Consider the following 15,641-nt stretch of genomic DNA (forward strand, 5'->3'; position numbering starts at 1 on the left):
AGCTGAAGCAGGCGGCCGCCCGCAGCGCGCAGCATCGTGAGGCCCTCGCGGCCAAGCAGCGCGAGTGGGCCGAGCTGTACCCGGGCCTCTCGCCGGAGGAAGCCGCCCGGCAAATGGAGGCGTATGCCGCCAAGGATCGGCTGGCCGAAGATTTGCGGGGGCGGCTGGCTGTCAGCGTGCCGTTTATCGAGGAGAAGACAGCCAAGCTGCAGGCATTAACCGGCGAAATAATCGAGCTGGACAAAACGCTCGTGCAATGGGAAGTACAGGAGCAGGGAAAACAGGAGCTGCTTCGGGAGAAACAGGAGAGATTGCACGCCGTGGCCGGGGAACGACCGGTCGATGAGCTGCTTGCCGAAGCCCGGGAGAAGCTGGCAACCCTTCGTCAGCAGGCGGAACGCAGCCGGGCGATGCAGACCGAAACCGCGGCCCGCAGCCATGAGCTTGCCAAAGCGGAAGCGTTGGCGGCCCAAGCCGCTGCAGCGGCCCGGGACCAGGAAGCCGAGCTTCAGGTTCGCTGGGTTCAGGCGCTGGAGGCTTCGCCTTTTGAGGAGGAAGCTTCCGTATTAAATAACCTGCTGGCCCCGGGCGAAGCAGAATTGCTCGTGGAGACAGTGCAGCAACACCGCAGCCGGGAGCAGGAGCTTGTGATCAGCCTAAGTGAGCTGGATGCCAAGCTGGCGGGGCAAACGGTCAGTGACGAGGAATGGCAGTACAGTGGAGCGGCCCTCGCTGCGGCAAAAGAGCAGGATGAAGCGGCACTGCAGCTCAAGGCCCGGGCCGAGCGGGACTGGGAGGACCTGCAGGTGCGGCATGTCCGCTGGCAGGAGCTGGAGCAGGTCCGCAGCCAGCTGGAGCATGAAGCCGGGTTGCTCGCTAAGCTGCAATCGGCGTTGCGCGGGAACGCGTTCGTTGAGTATGTCGCGGAGGAGCAGTTGATGAACGTCAGTCATGCCGCTTCCCAACGCTTACGGTTTCTGACGAAGCAGCGGTATGCGCTGGAGACCGACTCTGGCGGCGGCTTTGTCATCCGCGACGATGCAAGCGGCGGCGTGAAGCGCCCGGTGGCGACATTGTCCGGCGGGGAGACCTTCCTCGCCTCCTTGGCGCTGGCGCTGGCCTTGTCGGCACAGATTCAGCTTCGCGGCCAGTATCCGTTGCAATTCTTTTTCCTGGACGAAGGCTTTGGAACGCTGGATCCTGAGCTGCTGGATACGGTCATCACCTCACTGGAGCATCTGCATCATGACCATCTCTCGGTGGGGATCATCAGCCACGTTGCCGAGCTGCAGACCCGGTTGGCCCGCAAATTGGTGGTCATTCCGGCGGAGAGCGGCGGGGCAGGTTCCCAAATTAAGCTGGAACGGCTGTAGCTGCCTGAGTAAGGACACGAAACGGAGGAGCAGGATGAAGATACGGGTGCTGATCGCAGATGACAACTCGTTTATCCGTGAGGGAATGCGAATTATTTTAAACAGTTTTGACGAATTTGAGGTAGCGGAGACCGTAGAGGACGGACAACAGGCGGTCGACTACTGCCGCGCTAATCCGGTAGATGTAGCGCTGCTGGACGTGCGGATGCCCAATATGAACGGGGTGGAAGCAACCCGGCTGCTGACGGAGGAAGGACTGGCGAAGCCGCTGATCCTGACCACCTTTGACGATGATGAATACATCATGGACGCGATCCGCTTCGGTGCCAAAGGCTATTTGCTGAAAAACAACGACCCGGAACGTATCCGCGACGCGATCAAAAGCGTGTATTACGGCCACAACGTCTTGCAGGACGTGGTGCTGGATAAGCTGAAGCAGACGCTTGCTTCTGGCGGGGCTTCGCAGGATACAGCTGTATCGCCTCCGCCGGAATCGGCGAGCGCGCAATCCAGTACGGCTGCTTCACCGGCGGCCCCTTCCGCTGCGATAACTCCGGAAGGTACCGGTCTGTCGCCAAGCGATCTGGCGCGGTTCACCGAACGGGAGCTGGAAGTCATGTCCCGCATTGCCAAGGGCTTGTCCAACAAGGAAATCGCCAAGGACATTTTTATTTCGGAGGGAACCGTAGCCAACTACATCACCTCGATTCTGAACAAAACCGGGCTGGAGCATCGAACGCAAATCGCCATTTATTACTTGACCGGGAGGGTCCGCTAACTTATGGAACGGTGGAGCATCGGCAATAAGTGGCTCGTGCTGGGCCTGGCCATTGCTTGGATTTATATCAGGGAAGCCTCCCCGTCCTCTTGGCTGATCTTGTTCGCTTTACTTTATTTGGCTCTGGACCTCACGGCGCTGCTGCTTCCCAAAATGGCGTATCGAAATGCGCTGTATGGAGCAATGCTGATCTACTGCGTCTGTTGCGCGGTATACTTCTCTCCGGAGTTCGCGCTGTTGTTGCCGCCAACCTCCTATGAAATGGTCAAGGGAAAGAGCCCGCTCGTCTTAGCTGCGGCGTTGCTTGCGATCCCGCTGCTCTTCCTGAAAGGGACGCTGGCAGTGGTTTATGCGTTTATCGTGATCATCAGTTGGTTTAATCGATATCTTTTTTATCGTCTGTTGCTGAGGTTAAACCGGCAGGAGGAGCAGCTGGACAAGCTGCGTTTGAAGCAGGATAAGCTAAGGAAGCAGTTGAATGACAATGAGGACTTCATTCGGGCTTCGGAATACACGTATAAGTTGGAAGAGCGAAATCGCCTCTCTCAGGAAATTCATGATGGCGTCGGCCACTCGATGACCGGGGCGCTGATCCAGATGGAGGCCGCCAAGCGTGTGCTGCACACTGACCCGGCCGGGGCGGAGAAGCTGCTGCAGAATGCGATTGGCATCGCTCAGGAATCGATTGAACGGATCCGACAAACGTTGAAGAACCTGAAGCCTCCGGTGGAGCAGTTAGGGATCCATCGGCTGAAGAGCGCTGTCGAAGCGTTTGGCAACCGTTCCGGCCTCCAGACCTTGGTCGTCCATAGCGGCGATCTGGAGAAAATTACGCCGCTGTATTGGAAAATCATTTATGACAACGTGACGGAGGCGCTGACCAATACAGCCAAGTACAGTGGAGCAACCTTCGTACAGGTTGAGGTGCGGGTTCTCGGGCAATGGATTCAAGCCGTTGTAACGGATAATGGACGTGGTCAAGACAAAATCGTTAAAGGCATGGGGCTGATCGGCATGGAAGAGCGCGCGGCCTCGGTGAACGGCACGGTCATTGCGGACGGCACGCAAGGGTTTAAGGTGACTACTTTAATCCCCTACGCACCTCCCAAACCATGAAGAACCTCATTGACAGGGGTCCGTCCCCAAGACAATATGAATTTTCTCATGCACAAAGGATGAACTTATGCACTGACATAAGGGCATCCTTTTTTTCTACAATAGGGTCAAGAACGAAGCAGAATGGAGAGGTTGCAATGAACGTTTTAGAGATTCGCGGACTCACGAAAAAATTCGGCGACTTTATCGCAGTTGATAATATGTCCTTATCCGTGCGGGAAGGGGAAATCTTTGGGTTTCTAGGATCCAACGGCGCCGGCAAGAGCACTACGATTAATCTGGTTGCATCGCTGCTGCGACCAACGAGTGGGGAGATTCGCATTTTGGAGAAAGACATTAGCAAGCACAACCGTTTCGCCAAAATGAACCTAGGGATTGTTCCGCAGGATTTGGCGATTTACCAAGATATGACCGCTTACGAAAATGTGAAGTTCTTCGCCGGGTTGTACGGCTTGCGGGGAACGGAACTGAAGGAACGGGTAGAGGAAGCGCTGCGTTTTGTCGGTCTGGAGGATAAGGCGAAGAGCTTTCCAAAGAACTTTTCCGGCGGGATGAAACGGCGGCTGAACATCGCTTGTGCCATCGCGCATCGGCCAAAGCTGATCATCATGGATGAACCTACGGTCGGCATTGATCCGCAGTCGCGTAACTATATTCTCACCTCCGTCCGGAAGCTGAATCAAATGGGCTGCACGATCATTTATACGAGCCATTACATGGAGGAAGTAGAAGAAATCTGCTCCCGGATCGCCATTATCGATCATGGCAAAATTATCGCGGACGGCACGAAAGAGCAGTTGATCGCCACGATCACCGACATGAAGGAAGTGCGCATTGAACTGAAACAGGATGGCGAGGCGTTCTTGGGGCTGATCCGACGCTTGCCAGGGGTAAGGACGGTAACGGCGCATGAATCCGAAATTCGCATACACAGCGACCTGTCGGTGGATAACTTGAGCGGCATCCTGAAGCAGCTGATCGACGGCGGGGCGGTCATTCGTTCCGTCGAGGAGCAGGAGCCAAATCTGGAAACGGTGTTCTTGACGCTGACTGGACGCAACTTGCGTGACTAGGGCTGCGATCGTAAACCGATCGCTTTGGGAGGAGATTTGAGAAATGAATACGATATCGATTGCACTTAAGGAGCTCAAGCAGGAGGTCCGCAACCGTTGGACGTTGGTGTTTATGCTCGCTTTTCCGATTGTGCTGATCTTAATTCTAGGCACTGCCCTGACAAATGCCTTTGAGAGTACGGCCCAGATTGGGGATATTCGGGTGTTGGTGAAGGACAACGGTGAGAATCCGGCTTTAACGCAAGCCTTCAAGGCGTTTACCCAAGAGACGGCCGGTATGGGATTAACGTTCGAGCAATTGGCTCCGGGCGCAGACGCTCGGAAAGAGGTTGAAGCCGACCATTACGATGAGTACGTAGAACTGAGTGATCAAGGTGTGTTGCTCTATTTAAGCGGCCGGGATCCGATTCAAGGCAACGTCGTGCAAGGAATGCTGACAGCCTTTGCCCAGCAATACAACGCGATCATGGCCATTGAGAAGAACGCTCCCGGCCAGGCGGAAGGGGCGCTGGCAGCAGGTGCGGCGAATCAGCGGGAATATATCAAAGAGACTTCAATTGCAGCTGACCGTCAGCCGGGCTCCATCGATTATTACGCGATGGCGATGACCTCGATGATCGCTTTGTGGAGCTCGCTATCTGCCAGCCGGCTGATTACCGGGGAGATTCGCCAAGGGACCAGCATGCGGCTAGCAGCCTCTCCGGTTGCCAAGGGTGAGATTTTCGCCGGTAAAGTACTTGGCAACATGGTGACGAACCTGTTGTGCGTCATCCTCCTGATTCTCTTTAGTAAATTTGCCTTTAATGCTTATTGGGGAGAGCATCCGGGCGCGGTGATGGCAGTGCTAAGCTCGGAAGTAATCATGGCCGTTAGTCTGGGTCTCGCAGTAAGCTATGTGCTGAAAGAGGCGGCGACGCAAGGCGTGATCTTGATTTTTACTCAAGTCGCGGCATTCTTAGGAGGAGCGTACTTTCCGATGGGGGAACTTGGTCCGCTGGCGGCGGCAGCCAACTTGTCACCGGTTCGATGGGCGAACGTAGCGATTACGCAAATTATTTATAACAATCAAGTTTCGGCGATGTGGCCGGTCGTAGCTTTAAATTTAAGTTTAGGTATCGTGCTGTTGGCAGCGGCAGCCTGGATGATGCGGCGCAAGGAGGGCCTGTAACATGATTAAGGATATTTGGTGGTTGACGTCCCAAACGCTGCGGAAGACATTCCGCAAACGCAGTAATCTTATTTTATATGTAGCCTTGCCGCTGGCCGGAATCTTATTATCGTTGATGATTTATGGCAACGGGGGAGATGCCGGACTGCGAGTTGGCGTAGTGAATCAAGATGGGGATAAACCAATTGCAACGGATACGATTCGGTTTCTGGAAGGACTGGATCAAATTCGGTTGACGGAAGTGACGGAGGCGGAGCTTCGCGAGCAACTGGCCGCCGGTCAGCTGGACAGCGGTTTGGTGCTGGGTGCCGGTTATTCCGATAGCATCCTTGCCGGGGAGCCTGACCATATCGGAATTCAATCGGTCAAAGGCACAACGGTCACTGCTTACATGAAAGCGATGCTCTACAATTACACTGGGAATTTGGCAGCCCTAAGCCGGGTGGCTCAGGGAGACGAGGCGAAATTCGCCCAGCTTTACGAAGATTATCAACAATCCGGGATTACGTTCACCGTTCATTCGGCTGACAGTTCTGTCGAGCAAAAGCAGGCGATGACGTATCAAACGATTGGCTTTCTCATAATGTTGATGATGATGTCGGCCGTGAATTTGTCGGAGTTGATTCTGAAAAGTCGGGAGGACCGCACTTTCTTCCGCATCATTTCTTCTCCAATCAACGCCAAGCATTTTGTCATTTCCATCTTAATAGTCAATCTTATTGTGATGGCGGTACAGATTGTGGTCACCCTGTTCTTCCTGGAAGTTGTATTCCACATCGATACCGGGGTGCCGTTTGGACGGATGGCGCTGCTTCTGATGCTGTTTGCGCTCGTATCGATCGGCCTGTCGCTCGTCATCGTCGTGTTCTCCAAGAACAGCGGCATCTCCAGCGCGCTGCAAAATATCATCGTGACGCCAACCTGCTTGCTGGCAGGCTGCTTCTTCCCGAGCGAGATCATGCCGGAAGCAGTGCGGAGAATCTCTGAGTTCATGCCCCAGCACTGGGTGCTTCAGTCGATTGAAAACCTGCAGCAAGGCGAAAGCTTAGCTCAGATCGGGTTTAACCTATCCGTTCTGGCCGCGTTCGCTCTAGTTTTCTTCCTGCTGGCAGCTTACAAGATCGCACGGAACAACGACACGCGTAATTTCGTTTAAAATATTTGATTTCCAGTGATGCACATCACAGTAACAGTATCAACCTGCTGTTATACTACAGTTAGCCGACATCCTATTTACAAGCACCCCGCCGGACGTATTGGTTACAGAAAGAGTCGACAGCTGTTTCCGTCCAATACGTCCGTGCGTCAAGCCAACTCATTCTGTGAGGCGGCAGGGTGCTTCTTTTTTTTGCCTGTTTTCGGTAAAATGAAAGCTATCACAGATTCTGTTTAGGAGGCTTTCTGATGGACAACTGTTTGTTTTGTAAAATCGTTGAAGGATCGATCCCATCGAACAAGGTGTACGAGGATGATCGCGTTCTCGTTTTTCACGATATCCAACCCGCTGCGCCGGTACATGTGCTGGTCATTCCGAAGAAGCATATCGCTTCCATGAATGACGTGGCTTCTGAAGATTTTGGTCTGATCGGTGAGATGCATCGCGTTGCACAGGAAGTCGCGAAGAAGCTAGGCGTGGCAGAGAGCGGATACCGGCTGATCAATAACTGCGGATCCGACAGCGGACAAGCGGTCGCACATTTGCATTATCATCTGATTGGAGGCGCCAAGCTGGGCGCATTGGTACAATCCTCTAGCTCCCACGCGCTATAAAACTCCTTTTAGAATTTGGAAGAGAAAAAAGCCGGTGCTCAGGTTGACACCCTATTTCTCTTTCCCCTATAATGAAGTTTGATGAACCGTGTTATGCTCTTGGACGGTCTGGTCGGAGGGAGGGAAAACTGGTGTCTGAAACTAAAGTTCGCAAAAACGAGACAATTGATGCTGCACTTCGTCGCTTTAAACGTTCCATCGCGAAAGATGGAGTATTGGCTGAGGTGAAGAAACGTAAGCATTATGAAAAGCCAAGCGTAAAGCGCAAGAAAAAGTCCGAGGCTGCTCGTAAGAGAAAGTTTTAGGAGGATTTAATCAACGATGAATCTTAGCGAGCGATTGAACGAAGATATGAAGCAAGCGATGAAGAGTCAAGACAAGTTCAAGCTCTCCACCATTCGAATGGTTCGTGCTACGATCAAGAATCTTGAGATAGATTTGAAAAGAACTTTGAACGATAATGAAGTGCTTGATATCCTAAGTCGTGAAATCAAACAGCGCAAAGATGCCCTCCAAGAATTTGAGAAAGCGGGTCGTGACGATCTTGCCGAGCAAGTGAAAGCGGAAGCGGAGATCCTTGCTGAGTACCTTCCCGAACAGCTAAGCGAAGAAGAAATTAAAGTCATTGTACAGCAGACCATCCAGGAAACCGGTGCTTCTTCGAAAGCCGATCTCGGGAAAGTGATGAGTGCACTGATGCCCAAGGTAAAAGGCCGGGCAGACGGTAAGCTCGTAAACCAGACGGTTCAACAGCTTTTGCCATAACTTCGAGAGACAAACACCTTTTACGATGTATTCGTAGAAGGTGTTTTTTCATTTTATATGCCCTATGCAAGCCAAGGTTGCCGTCCTATGCAGCCTTGGCTTTTGCTTTCCCTTTTCCCTTCTCATAAATCCAAGCCGGGCCGCATAATTTGTACAGTAGGGGAAGGAGGATTGCCTCATATGAGCCGGTTTGTCCGCAAAATTCGCAAATGGACGGTCGATGCGCTCGACCTGCCCAGTGATCTTGTATTCGATTTGCCGAGGCTCACCTTAATTGGAGGTCAGCAGCTGTATATAGAAAATCATCGGGGCGTGGTCCACTTCTCTCCCGAAGCGCTGCATCTGGCGCTGAGTGAAGGAACGCTGGAAGTTGAGGGAAGCGGCTTGGTTATTAAAGCTATCATGCCTGAAGAAGTGGTCGTGGAGGGCCGGATCTTTGGCATTAAATATCGTGGAACGGAGGAATGAAGCGTGAAATCACCGGCTTTAAACCAGCTGAGAGGCATCGTTACCGTCACGGTCCGCGGAGGATCGATCGAACAGCTTGTGAATGAGTTATCTCACCAGGGCATCGACATTTGGGATGTCCAGCCCTTGCCTGGGGGGCAAATGAACATGAAGATCGCGCTGCCCGATTTCTTCCGGCTGCGGCCGCTCTTGAAACGGACAGGCTGCCGATTGTCGGTTCAGGGCCGCTCCGGGGTCCCGTTTGTGTTAGGCCGCGTGTGGAAGCGGAAGGGGTTTATCGCCGGATTCGCTTTATTTATTGCGGCGATTTTTTGCTTATCTTCGCTAGTCTGGGATGTCGAGGTGGTGGGCAACAAGGAGATTGCCTCCCAAGACATTCTCCAAGCGGCGCGACAGGAGGGGATTTATCCGTTTCAATGGATTTTTCGTTTGCCTGAGCAGGACAAGCTGTCTGCCGAGCTGAGCCGCAAGCTGCCGGGTACGTCCTGGGTTGGGGTAACTCGTACGGGGACCAAAATTACGATCCAAGTGGTGGAGGCAACGAAGCCTAAGGATCAGAAGCTGGTCAGCCCAAGCCATTTGGTCAGCAAGCATGACGCGGTGATCACCCATATTTATGCGGAGAGAGGTCAGCCGGAGGTCAGGAAAAACGACCGGGTGAAGAAAGGACAAGTGCTGGTGTCGGGATTCCAGGGCGGCAAGCCGATCATGCCCGTAGCGAAGATTCGCGGTATCGTCTGGCACGAGTATAATATCCAAGTGCCGCTGGTATATAAGCAGAAGGTTTATACAGGAGAGCGCAAGCAACGGGGGTATTTATATTTTGGCGATACTGCAATTCAGTTCACCGGTTATGGGAAAGTGAGCTATGCGCAATCCGAGACGATGACGGATCAGGATCCGCTGACATGGCGCGGTTGGAAGCTCCCGATTGGCTGGATGACCGAGAAGGTGATGGAAACGACGGAGCTTGAGCTGAAACGGACGGAAGAACAGGCGAAACAAGAGGGGATTGAGCGAGCAAAACGCGATATTCTGGCGAAATACGGCACAGATAGCGTCATTCTCGATCAAAAAATTTTGCATGAGAAGGCGGACAATGGTAAAGTTTATATAAAAGTGCATTTCGAAGTAGAACAGAACATTGCGGAAGAAGTGCCGATAGTACAAGATCAAGGAGAATGAGGCTATTTGTCGGAACAACTGGTGAACATCAAACTACCGCTTCACAGTGCGGCTGAAGGACTTTCTTTATTTGGCCCTCAGGATTCGTTCCTGAAGTTAATTGAACAGCATTTACCAGCAAGCATTGTTTTGCGAGAATCCGAAATTACCATCCGCGGGGAACAACGCGAAGCGGAGAAGGTAGAGCAGTTGTTTGAGGTATTACTGGAACTGATTCGGAACGGGTATATCTTGACCGAAAGGGACGTTTTATATGCCGTCGATTTGGCCAAGGATTTCCGCGCGGATCAGCTGCTTGATTTATATAAAGGTGAAATTGCGATCACGTATCGCGGCAAGCCCATTCGGGTGAAGACGATCGGGCAGAAGCACTACGTTACGACGATTAAGAAACGGGACGTTGTGTTTGGTGTCGGCCCAGCTGGGACAGGCAAAACATATTTGGCCGTTGTTCTTGCGATTAGCGCGCTGAAGGAAGGCTCGGTGAAACGGATTATTTTGACCCGGCCGGCGGTGGAAGCAGGGGAGAGCCTGGGATTCTTGCCGGGGGACTTGCAGGAGAAGGTGGATCCTTATCTGCGTCCGCTGTATGATGCATTGTACGATGTCATGGGACCGGAGCAGACCGCTAAGGCGTTGGAGCGCGGCTTAATCGAGATCGCGCCGCTTGCCTATATGCGGGGCCGGACGCTGGATGATTCCTTTATTATTTTGGACGAAGCTCAAAATACGACACCGGAGCAAATGAAGATGTTCCTGACGCGGCTGGGCTTTGGTTCCAAAATGGTCATTACCGGGGACGTGACGCAAATCGACCTTCCCAAAGGGAAGAAATCCGGTTTGGTCGAAGCGAAGGCAATTTTGAGCGGGATCGAAGAGATCGGGTTCGTCCAATTTGCCGAGTCCGACGTCGTTCGTCATTCGCTGGTCCAGAAGATCATTATGGCGTACGACCGCGCTGCCGAAAACTTAGGGTAAGCTTCTGGGATGTTGTTAGGGTTTACCATGTTCAGGAGGGCTGTCTAATATGACTAATGACGATCAGCAAAAGAAAAGCGCGTTACAATCCAGGTTTGCAGGATGGAAGTATAGCACCAGCGTGCGTTATGTTCTGTTCGCGCTGCTTGTCGTTATGTTCTACGTCAGCTTGGCGCCCAAACTGTTGCCCGAAACGTATGACATTGCGGTAGGTTTGCCAAGCGAGAAGGAAATCTTGGCGCCGATGGACATTCCGGATACGAAGGCGACGCTGAAAGCGCAAGAAGAGGCGGCTGAGAAGGTAGGACAGGTCTATACCATTCTGCCGCTCCGCAATGAAACGCTTGTCGCGCAAATGCTTGACCGGATCTTTCGGTTGAACCAGGACGACCAGGTTTCAGAGGAAGATAAGATCAAGATCTACCGCGAGGAACTGCCGCAGCGGGTGAAGGATCATGTGCAGAATTTCATCATGAACAATCGGAATTCCAGCGTTTATTCGGCGACCTTATTTGAGGAAGTAACTCAGCGCATTGATGAACAGCAATATCACATCTCGGAAGAGACGTTTATCAAAATTCCTCGCTTAACCTCAGAGGATATCAACGCGATGAAGCCGGTTGCTGCGGATATTGTAGCCCGGCTGACGGCGGATCCAATCGTTGAAGCGCAGACCGCACGGGCAAAAGTTGCGGAAATGGTCAGCACCAGCTCCTTAAGCAAACGGACGGCACGCGAGGTCGTACAGGAGCTTGCTCGTCTGTCTATCACCGCAAATAAGTTCTATGATGAAGAGGCAACGAAGGCGGCGAAGGTGGAAGCGCGCGAGAATACGCCTACGGTATATATCAAGCAAGGGGACGTGCTCGTACATAAGGGCGAAAGAATTACCCAGGAAATGTACACGCTGCTGGAGAAGAACGGCCTTCTGAAAGATGAGGTTGATTATTCGCCGCAATTAGGGCTTCTTTTGTTGTCATTGCTGATGGCGACCGGGCTGATTATGTTTATTCGTCAATCGGAAGGCGCCAGCCGGTTCAAATACAACAACGCGCAGTTCGTTATGCTGCTGCTTATTATTTTTATCACGATTGCTTCGATGCATGTTATCAACATTCTGCAGAGCGAACAGCAGGCTTTTGTCGGGTATTTAGCCCCGATTGCTACTGGCGCGATGCTGATTACGCTGCTATTGGATTTGCCGCTTGCGTATCTCTGCTCGTTTTTGTTTAGCGTCCTGGCTAGCATCATTTTGAATCAGCGGCAAAGCGAAATTTTTGATTTCCAATTTGGGTTCTTCGCATTGGTGACTTCGTTTGCAGCGATTTTCGCGATTCACCGAGCCAGCCAACGCTCCACCCTGCTCAAGGCGGGGATTATGATCTGCTTGTTTGGCGCGCTGTCGATCTTTGCCCTGCAGCTAATTGATAATCAGGACTGGACGCAAACCAGCACGTTATATGCGCTTGGATTTTCTGTGGCGGGGGGATTGTTGACTACGATTTTGGTCATCGGCTTGATGCCGTTCTTCGAGGTCACCTTCGGCATCCTCTCAGCGCTTAAGCTGGTGGAGTTGTCGAACCCCAACCACCCGCTCTTGCGCAAGCTGTTGACGGAGACGCCGGGGACGTACCATCACAGCGTGATGGTCGGCAACCTGTCGGAAGCGGCCGCCGAAGCGATTGGTGCCAACGGACTGCTGTGCCGTGTCGGCTCGTATTATCACGATATCGGGAAGACGAAGCGGCCGAGCTATTTTATCGAAAACCAGAACAACATGGAAAATCCGCACGACTTTATCGATCCGAAGTTAAGCAAATCGATTATTATCGCCCATGCCCGAGATGGGGTGGAGATGCAAAAGGAATATAAGCTGCCGAAGCCGATTCGGGATATTGCCGAGCAGCATCATGGAACGACGTTTTTGCATTATTTCTACCACAAGGCGCTGCGATTAGCGGAGGAGCAAGGCGTCGAGCCGGACTTCACGGAAGATGATTTCCGATATCCGGGGCCGAAGGCTCAATCGAAGGAAGCGGCTGTGGTTGGGATTGCCGACAGTGTTGAGGCAGCGGTACGCTCTCTGCGCAAACCAACAGTAGAGCAAGTGGAGTCCATGATCGAGAAAATTATTAAGAGCCGCTTGGACGATCACCAGTTTAACGAATGTGATCTGACGATGCGGGAGCTCGATATCATCGCCCAAACGTTAAAGGAAACGGTCATGGGCATCTTCCATTCGCGGATTGAGTATCCGGAGGAAGTGAAGAAGAGTAAAGAGAACGAGGAGAAAGACAGGGGGCAAAACGTCAATGGGCCTACAGCTGGCTTGGAGCAATGAGCAAGATAAAATGGAGATCCGTCAGGAGTTGATCGATCTCTTAGAGCGGGTGCTGCAGATCGCAGGACAAGCGGAGGGCATCACGGAAGGCGAAGTGGCACTTACATTCGTGGACGATGAGGCGATCCACGAATTAAACCGCGATTATCGCGGCATCGACCGGCCGACCGATGTGTTGTCGTTTGCGATGAACGAATCGCTGGAGGAAGAGCCGGAAATCGTCTATGAATTGGAAGAAGACGAAGAACTGGACGATATGACCGAAATGCTTGGAGATATCATCATCTCCGTGGAACGAGCCAAAGCGCAAAGCGAGGAGTACGGTCATTCGCTGGAGCGGGAAATCGGATTTCTGTTTGTGCACGGGTTCCTGCATCTGTTGGGTTATGACCATCAAGATAAGGTCAGCGAAGCGGAAATGATGGGTAAACAGGAAGCGGCGCTCGCCGAGGTAGGGCTTGTTCGCTAATGAAGCCGTCGCATCGCTGGAGTTCATCCTTTCGCTATGCGTGGGAGGGAATCGCTACCTCGTTTCGGACTCAACGTCATGTGCGATTCCATTGCGTCGCGGCGGTCATTGTGATTGCCGCGGCGATTGCGTTATCCCTCCCCGCGAGAGACGTAGCCTTATTACTGCTCGTCATCGCCTTAGTTATTTCTCTTGAGCTCGTTAATACGGCGATTGAAGCCGTTGTAGATCTCGCAGCCCCTGAGTGGCATCGACTTGGCAAGATCGCTAAGGATGCCGCGGCCGGGGCTGTACTGGTCGCTGCGGTTGTCGCCGTAGTCATCGGGATCTTGATTTTTTACCAGCCATTGATGCGTTGGTTGGGGCTGCTGTAAGGTCAGTGCTCCTGATAACGGCGGGATGGACTGTGGATTTCCCTGTAACTTATTTTTGCTATGGTTGAAGGAGATGATAGGGTTATGGATTACGGTCAACTGATGAAAGAAGCGATCGAAGCCCGCAAAGCAGCATATATTCCATATTCGGGATTTGGCGTTGGGGCAGCTCTGCTGGATAGCAAAGGACAGGTTCATCACGGCTGCAATATTGAGAATGCGGCTTATTCCCCGGGAAACTGCGCGGAGCGTACCGCGATGTTCCGGGCGATTGCCGACGGGCATCAACCCGGAACGTTTCAAGCCATCGCCGTGGTTGCCGACACTGAAGAACCGGTTGCGCCTTGCGGGGTATGCCGCCAAGTGCTGTTTGAGCTATGCGGGCCGGACATGCCTGTCATCCTGGGTAATCTGAAGGGCGACATCCGTCAGACCACGGTACGGGAGTTGCTGCCCTACGCCTTCGGTCCTTCCCATCTGGAGGAACAGTAGTAAGCGGCGGGAGTATCTCTAACGGAACGGAGAGACGTTATTTAGCTGTATAGAGGCGTTTTGGATTTCTAACGGAACGAGGAGACGTTATTACGGACCTTTCGCGGGAATTGGTTGTTGTGAGCGCCGAATAAGAGCTCTGAGTTCCGTTAGCGCGGGAAATTGCCGAGAAATAGGCAAATAAGGTCTCTACGTTCCGTTACGCACGGACGGGTGGAACCAACTGTCGAACCCCAAAATGAACCACTACAGAAACCCGCACAGAATCCAGTACAGATTCTACAGATTCTCACGCAACATGACTTCACAGAACCAACACGGACCGATTCCGACGGAAGAACGGATTAGGTCACATGAAAGGAACTCACGATATGGCAAAAGCAAAATTCAAATCCGGTTTTGTGGCGATTGTGGGACGCCCGAATGTGGGGAAATCCACGCTGATGAATCAGATCATCGGGCAGAAGATCGCCATTATGTCCGATAAACCGCAAACGACGCGGAATAAAATCCATGGCGTCTATACTTCGGAAGAGATGCAGATCGTCTTTCTGGATACGCCAGGGATTCACAAACGGCAATCGAAGCTTGGCGACTACATGAATACGACGGCGCTCAACACCCTTGGCGAAGTCGAAGCCGTATTGTTCCTCGTGGATGCGGCGGAAGGATTGGGCGGTGGAGACCGCTATATCATCGAACGGCTGAAGGATGTACGGACACCGGTCATTCTGGTGCTGAACAAAATCGACCGCGTAGAGCCAGAACAATTGCTGCCGTTGATTGAAGAGTATAGTCAGCTTTATCCATTTAGCGAAATCGTACCGATTTCCGCCATGCTGGGGAACAACGTGAACCGGCTGCTGGAGCTGATCGGCAAATACCTGCCGGAAGGACCGCAGTATTATCCGGAGGATCAGGTTACGGACCATCCGGAGCAGTTTGTCTGCGCTGAGCTGATCCGCGAGAAAATCTTGCATCTCACCCGCGAGGAAGTGCCGCACTCCATCGCTGTCACGATTGAAGATATGCGCGTACAGGAGAACGGTGTCGTGTACATTTCCGCGGTCATTTTTGTAGAGCGCGATTCCCAGAAGGGGATCATTATCGGTAAGCAAGGGGCGCTGCTGAAGGAAGTAGGCAAGCTGGCCCGGCAAGATATCGAGAACTTGCTTGGATCGAAGATTTTTCTTGAGTTATGGGTGAAGGTGAAGAAAGACTGGCGAAACCAAGAACGGATCTTGAAGGACCTCGGGTTCCATAAGGACGCTTAAGCCGTAACGTCTAGTTC

The 15,641-nt window shown here is 52.6% G+C and carries 17 protein-coding genes; all 17 read left to right on the forward strand.

Annotation, left to right across the window (positions count from 1 at the left end):
- Nucleotides 1-1,373: SbcC/MukB-like Walker B domain-containing protein (locus tag RW092_RS16990; RefSeq protein WP_316010769.1), on the forward strand; the 1,373-nt coding region annotated here is incomplete at its 5' end.
- Nucleotides 1,374-1,407: 34 nt separating this feature from the next.
- Entirely contained in the window at nt 1,408-2,151 is a 744-nt protein-coding gene (locus tag RW092_RS16995) for a response regulator transcription factor (protein ID WP_028537910.1), read from the forward strand.
- Nucleotides 2,152-2,154: 3 nt separating this feature from the next.
- Nucleotides 2,155-3,267, forward strand: a complete 1,113-nt coding sequence (locus tag RW092_RS17000; RefSeq protein ID WP_316010770.1) for a sensor histidine kinase — start codon at nt 2,155-2,157, stop codon at nt 3,265-3,267.
- Nucleotides 3,268-3,404: 137 nt separating this feature from the next.
- Nucleotides 3,405-4,340, forward strand: a complete 936-nt coding sequence (locus RW092_RS17005) for an ABC transporter ATP-binding protein (protein ID WP_028537911.1) — start codon at nt 3,405-3,407, stop codon at nt 4,338-4,340.
- 43 nt (nt 4,341-4,383) lie between these two features.
- Nucleotides 4,384-5,508, forward strand: a complete 1,125-nt coding sequence (locus RW092_RS17010) for an ABC transporter permease (protein ID WP_316010771.1) — start codon at nt 4,384-4,386, stop codon at nt 5,506-5,508.
- Nucleotide 5,509: 1 nt separating this feature from the next.
- Complete coding sequence (locus tag RW092_RS17015) at nt 5,510-6,664, forward strand: ABC transporter permease (protein ID WP_316010772.1); 1,155 nt, start codon at nt 5,510-5,512, stop codon at nt 6,662-6,664.
- 248 nt (nt 6,665-6,912) lie between these two features.
- Nucleotides 6,913-7,278: a histidine triad nucleotide-binding protein gene (locus RW092_RS17020; protein WP_316010773.1), complete on the forward strand. Its 366-nt coding sequence runs from the start codon at nt 6,913-6,915 to the stop codon at nt 7,276-7,278.
- A gap of 131 nt (nt 7,279-7,409) precedes the next feature.
- Nucleotides 7,410-7,583 carry a 30S ribosomal protein S21 gene (gene rpsU / locus RW092_RS17025; protein WP_005547957.1) on the forward strand — a complete coding sequence of 58 codons (174 nt, stop codon included), beginning with the start codon at nt 7,410-7,412 and terminating at the stop codon, nt 7,581-7,583.
- Between the two features lie 16 nt (nt 7,584-7,599).
- Entirely contained in the window at nt 7,600-8,043 is a 444-nt protein-coding gene (locus tag RW092_RS17030) for a GatB/YqeY domain-containing protein (protein ID WP_009225545.1), read from the forward strand.
- Nucleotides 8,044-8,223: 180 nt separating this feature from the next.
- Complete coding sequence (yqfC, locus tag RW092_RS17035) at nt 8,224-8,511, forward strand: sporulation protein YqfC (protein WP_016311453.1); 288 nt, start codon at nt 8,224-8,226, stop codon at nt 8,509-8,511.
- A 3-nt stretch (nt 8,512-8,514) separates the two neighbouring features.
- Nucleotides 8,515-9,696: a sporulation protein YqfD gene (gene yqfD / locus RW092_RS17040; RefSeq protein ID WP_016311454.1), complete on the forward strand. Its 1,182-nt coding sequence runs from the start codon at nt 8,515-8,517 to the stop codon at nt 9,694-9,696.
- A gap of 6 nt (nt 9,697-9,702) precedes the next feature.
- Nucleotides 9,703-10,674 (forward strand): PhoH family protein, encoded by a 972-nt coding sequence (locus RW092_RS17045; RefSeq protein WP_016311455.1) that lies wholly within the window; start codon nt 9,703-9,705, stop codon nt 10,672-10,674.
- Nucleotides 10,675-10,723: 49 nt separating this feature from the next.
- On the forward strand, nt 10,724-13,015 hold the full coding sequence (locus RW092_RS17050) for an HD family phosphohydrolase (protein WP_016311456.1): 2,292 nt from the start codon (nt 10,724-10,726) through the stop codon (nt 13,013-13,015).
- Nucleotides 12,987-13,484 carry an rRNA maturation RNase YbeY gene (gene ybeY, locus RW092_RS17055; RefSeq protein ID WP_016311457.1) on the forward strand — a complete coding sequence of 166 codons (498 nt, stop codon included), beginning with the start codon at nt 12,987-12,989 and terminating at the stop codon, nt 13,482-13,484. Before RW092_RS17050 ends, ybeY begins: the two co-directional genes overlap by 29 nt.
- A complete protein-coding gene (locus RW092_RS17060; RefSeq protein ID WP_316010774.1) occupies nt 13,484-13,858 on the forward strand; it encodes a diacylglycerol kinase family protein in 375 nt (124 codons plus the stop codon). Before ybeY ends, RW092_RS17060 begins: the two co-directional genes overlap by 1 nt.
- Before the next feature lie 84 nt (nt 13,859-13,942).
- Nucleotides 13,943-14,350, forward strand: a complete 408-nt coding sequence (gene cdd / locus RW092_RS17065; RefSeq protein ID WP_316010775.1) for a cytidine deaminase — start codon at nt 13,943-13,945, stop codon at nt 14,348-14,350.
- Nucleotides 14,351-14,721: 371 nt separating this feature from the next.
- On the forward strand, nt 14,722-15,624 hold the full coding sequence (gene era, locus RW092_RS17070; RefSeq protein ID WP_316010776.1) for a GTPase Era: 903 nt from the start codon (nt 14,722-14,724) through the stop codon (nt 15,622-15,624).
- Nucleotides 15,625-15,641: the final 17 nt, after the last annotated feature.

Origin of the sequence: Paenibacillus sp. 3LSP (assembly GCF_032465655.1) — a bacterium.
GTDB classification, from domain to species: domain Bacteria; phylum Bacillota; class Bacilli; order Paenibacillales; family Paenibacillaceae; genus Fontibacillus; species Fontibacillus barengoltzii.